The following is a 5,039-nucleotide window of genomic DNA, read 5'->3' on the forward strand; positions in this document are numbered from 1 at the left end:
TAATATCAATTAAATCATGCTTTTGGTTGATGGATGAACGCGTATCTTCAACAACGGAAAGGTGTTCTATGAGGCTCAAAGTCGATATCAATTTGTGGATTTGAGCCTATTAGATCATAGTTGTTAACAAAGTGCGATCCCGCCCTGGTATTTTTTCAAATTCAAAAAACGGAAAGATTACTATTGAACTGTTATCACTTAACCGAGAAGAGTTACGTGCAAGTCGATGTAAAGTAATTACAAGCCTAAGATACGATATGGAGTTGTATAAACATAAAATATTGAGTACGTTAGATGCTGAACATTTTTATGAAGAAATAAAAGAAAAATATAGAATGTTTGGCTATCAAAGTCTAATAGATTCTTTCTTGGAGGGATGGTTCCCGCGTGACCACCAAGAAAAATGGCTGAATGAAGATTCTTATTACGAAAAAAGCAAGGGGGTAACGTATGTAAATGATGACGCTGTAGATTTACTAGACTACTCTTTGTATGAGGTACAAGAATATCCTAACGATTTCTATAAAAAAACAAAAATAATAAAGAAAATTGAAATACGTAATTTTAAATCCATAGAATATTTATCTTTGGACTTTCCCGAATCTCACGGGGATAAAGAGTCTTGGATGATGATTATTGGTGAAAATGGAGTAGGGAAAAGTACTATTTTGCAGGCCATTGCACTGGTACTCTCCGGGCAAAAATGCCTTAACGAGCTCGAGGTAAGTTGGGAAAACTTTATTAGACGACGAAGTGGTGCGAGAAAAGCTGAAGTAATATTACATTTGAGTAATGTCCAGGGCCCGATAACTCTTACCATCACAAAGCAGGGGCCAGAGTTATCTCTCAAAGAAGCTCAAGTTCTTGTATTAGGCTACGGCTCTACAAGGTTACTTCCCAAGGAAAAGAGCAAAGTTAATTCAGATAATTTTCAGCCGAATATTCAAAACCTATTTGATCATTATTCTCAACTAAAAAATGTTGAAAATTGGCTCAGCAACCCTAAGCGAGTAACATCTGAACATTTCAACAATATATCTAAATCTTTACGCGATTTGCTGATGTTGCCAGGAGGAAATGACGATCATGAAATTCTACTAAGAAGACGTAGTGGGAAAATCACGGTCAATCTGGATGGGTCTCCACAAAATATTTATGAACTATGTGATGGTTATAAATCGGTGCTGGCATATGTTCTCGATATAATGTTGTCAATTAGTTCTTTGTGGCCCTCTCCTGAAAATGCTCAAGGCGTTGTATTATTAGATGAAATAGAAACCCACCTACACCCATCATGGAAGATTAAAATTGTCTCGCTACTTAGAAATATATTCCCACTTCTAAATTTCGTTGTAACAACACATGATCCCCTGTGCCTTAGAGGAGCCAAGAAGGGGGAGATTCGAGTATTAAATAGTATAGATAATAACGTTTCAATCAAATCTATAGATATTCCACCGGGCTTACCAATTGAAGATTTGTTAATGGGTGTTTGGTTTAAAATGGAGTCAACATTAGATGAAGATACGATTTCATTAGTTAAACGACACTCAGAGTTGGTATTACAACCAGAACCCGATAGTGGAGAGGAAAAACGACAACTAGAAATCCTGCTAAAGGAAAGAGTAAGTTTATACAAATTTGGTGGTCTTTTTGGTAGTTACTTAAACGCCCTAGAGGACACAGTGAAGCAATCAGATAAACCGCTATCAGAAAAAGAGGTTTCAGAAGGGATAAGGAAAAAGTTGCAAAGTTCAATTAAGGGGCAAAAGTAATGTTAAAGCTAATTCGCCCAGTCAAACCTGTAGGTTTTCAGGATCTAGCTGATGTTGAAACTAATAAAATTGAGCAGCAATTGGTGAATTCCCCAGACAAGTTAGAATTTAATGATGGATTTTGGGGGAAATATAAACATCATTTCATGACCGCTCAGAGTAGAAAGTGTGGATACTGCGAGATGCCTCTATCCGACTATGGGGATGTCGAACATTATCGTCCTAAATCTGTTGTAGACGATATTGATAGCGAAGGTTCAGAGCGTGAAGCTCTTATGAACGTAAGTGGAAGAAAATTCAAGAAAAGTTGCAAATATGGTTATTGGTGGTTGGCATATGATTGGGATAACTACTTGCTGTCATGTAAATTGTGCAACCAGCCTTGGAAAAGAGCTTTATTTCCTATCCAAGGAGGTAGGATAGGAAATGACAACGATGATTCAGAGTATCCACATAAATCTCCTCAAAGAGGAGCTATTGAAACCCCTCTGTTACTGAACCCTTATGATGTTAGGGACTTATCCGAGCACATTAAATTCAATTCAGTAGGTTTAATTGAGCCTTTTGAAAACAGTGAGTTTGGCAAAGAAACAATTAGAACTTGCGGCTTGGATAGACTTAGTTTGTTCCAAGCTCGAGGGAGAGTGGCTAAGGTAGTCAACAATATTATTGATAGATTCTCAAGAGTTGATGACTTGGAACAGGCAACATTTTTAGGACAAATAATATTAGATATGGGTGATAAGAATAGTGCTTTCGCTGGGATGGTCAGACTTATTTTTCACACTAAGTCTGAAGGATGTAGTTGGGAGAGTCTGGAACACTTTGTAGCTTCAAATGCTCCAGTAACTAGCTCCGAGTAGCAATAGTCAGCACTGTGGTTATGTTGACGGAGAAGTCATGGCAATTCACGTGAACGTTTAATCGTACGTTTCACCGATTTCCTGCTCTTGGCTAATTGCCGATTCTTCAATGTTACGCTGAGCATCTTCTTGGTAAGTTTGTTGTTGCTTTCGCAGCTGTTCTTGATGAATAAGCGTACTGACGGTGTCACTTTTGATGGCCTTGCGGATTTGTTTGGTTTCCTCGCTCATCTGCGCTTTGTCCTCAAAATTGGCTTCCTGCGCATCGGTCAGTCGGCGGCGTTCTGCTTCATTGAGGTATAAGCCCGGCGCGACGCATTCATGATAAATCGCTTGTTCGTATACTTTGGTCATCGTGGCAGAAAGCACCATGCTGCGCTTATCAAAAGAAGGGCACACATCGCGCATTTTGTCGAACTCGAGATCAAGTCGGGTGATCAAGTCGACTCCGGGCGTTCGCATATAACACTGCAGATCGTCGAGGGCCTGAATTTCACTGGCTGAGACCACAGGGCGGGTGAGGGTCTGATGTCCTAAAGAGACACCGTCACGTAGGGGATTGGCGCCATAGGAGACATTCTCTTTCGAGATATCCACTTCCTGCTCGCCCAGATCTTTTGCCGAGATTCTGGCCATCTGCTCGGAAGGCGCCCGGAAGTAAAAACGGGTGTTGAGTAAATCAAACATCTCTTCGGCAGCATTCTTACCATAGGTTTTGATCAACTGGGCATACGACTGAATGCCGATGAGGTAACAGCCGCCGTATTTTCGAACCTCAGCAATGATAGCGCCCAGTTCGGGCAGTTTATGCAGGCTTGGCATTTCATCCATGATGACCCAGATACGACGTTCTTCATCTTCTTTGAGTCCTAAAATGGCGTTCGATGCAATGGCCAGCCACATCGAGATTAGCGGTCTGAGTGAGGCATGTTGCCGTGCATGACTGGACAGAAACAGAAACCCTTTCTGCGCATCATCGTGTATCCAGTCGGTGATAGAAAACCGCTTGTGCAGATGTTCGGGGCGCTGCGGATGATTCAGGCCATCTAAAAAGCGCAGACTCTTAATGTAGGTGGCCAGAACTGATTTGATGGAAATCGCGGTCTTTTTGATGTCTTTGGACACCAGTGATGCTGATTCGGTGCCTTGCAGAAAAGTGCCCAGGGTATCGAGCTCAGAGGTTAAGATAAGGCTGAGCAGGCGCTCGGTGGTACAGGGCTGATTGGTGTCCTGGCTCATCCGATAAGCGGTGGAGGAGAAGATTGTTCGGGCGGAGTCCACCCAGAACGGATCGCCTTCACCATGCTGCGGGATTAGTGCCGCCGCCATGTTTTCAAAATCCGGGGCGTCTTTCGCATCGCACCAGACATCCCAGTTGGCGCAGCGCTGATCGAAGGGATTGAGGATCACGTCGGTATCCGGGTTATAAAACTTACTGGTGAACACACAACCTTTATCGTAGATAATAGCCTTATCGCCGCGGTCGCGTATCCAGCGAATCAGCTTACGTATCATGACCGACTTACCGGCACCGGTTGTGCCGTCAATCAGTAAGTGCTGCACCTCGAAAGACTGCTTAAGTAATGCGTGGCCATCAATGGTGAAGCTCGATATTGAGCCATTGCCGTCGCCGCGTTTCTTTCTCTCTTTTGCCCGTTGCTTGAGCGCTTTGGTGATGGTTTTGGGGCTTGCCAGTCTGAAACCGCGAATATGACAATCTTCACTGTGTTTTTCACCCTGACGATTAAAAAAGCGCAGTGCACAGAGGAAAATGAGCAGGCCTGTGATGAAGGCGATCAGAAAGGCAATTTGCAGGTTGTGCCACAGCGTGGCGTGAATATCGACCAGGACGGAGTTTTGCAACTGAGAGGCGAGGGTGTCGGTATAGCGTTGCCCCTGCCAGATCGTGGTGACGTCGCTATCTAAGGGTTTGCCAAACTTGGCGTAGGCCACGTTCCTTAAGTAGTAGAACTCGCCCCAAAAAGCATGGGGAGGGGCACTAAAGTAAGTGAGAAGCAGGGTCAGCGCAAGGACGCCCCAACCAATGTACTTGATAAGTTTACTGTTGATCTGGAAGAACATGGTGATGGCGTGAAACGTGACCTGTCCTCCGCGGGTAAAGTGGTTGCTTTTCTTGCGGCTAGTTGGGTGCATAAGCATTCCTCTAATGAAAAAGAGAGTCACAAAGGTGTTGCGAATGGCTTGGGAATACAGCAGTACGCCGCGTGACATCGATAACGCGACGTAGGTGTAGAGGTTGACTCAAAGGCAGCGGTAGCGCGTCATGAGTGAGAGATTGCTATGGGACTCACTGGACGGTGGATAAATGTGTGTTGTGATCACAAGGGTATGTGCTCTCCAGGCTCTCAATGACAAAGTCTGAAGTGCTGCCAAAGTTGGC

The 5,039-nt window shown here is 43.7% G+C and carries 3 protein-coding genes; 2 read left to right on the forward strand and 1 reads right to left on the reverse strand.

The features are described 5' to 3' along the window. The first annotated feature begins 257 nt into the window (after positions 1–257). Both ELS82_RS23260 and ELS82_RS23265 read left to right on the forward strand, forming a co-directional pair. Entirely contained in the window at positions 258–1,775 is a 1,518-nt protein-coding gene (locus ELS82_RS23260; RefSeq protein ID WP_134837557.1) for an AAA family ATPase, read from the forward strand. Further along, positions 1,775–2,638 (forward strand): hypothetical protein, encoded by an 864-nt coding sequence (locus ELS82_RS23265; RefSeq protein WP_134837558.1) that lies wholly within the window; start codon positions 1,775–1,777, stop codon positions 2,636–2,638. The genes ELS82_RS23260 and ELS82_RS23265 overlap by 1 nt, the downstream gene beginning before the upstream one ends. A gap of 57 nt (positions 2,639–2,695) precedes the next feature. Here the strand turns inward: ELS82_RS23265 and traD are convergent, their stop codons facing one another. Beyond that, complete coding sequence (gene traD / locus ELS82_RS23270; RefSeq protein ID WP_134837559.1) at positions 2,696–4,792, reverse strand: type IV conjugative transfer system coupling protein TraD; 2,097 nt, start codon at positions 4,790–4,792, stop codon at positions 2,696–2,698. Positions 4,793–5,039: the final 247 nt, after the last annotated feature.

It is taken from the genome of Vibrio ouci (genome assembly GCF_004551525.1).
Lineage (GTDB): Bacteria > Pseudomonadota > Gammaproteobacteria > Enterobacterales > Vibrionaceae > Vibrio > Vibrio ouci.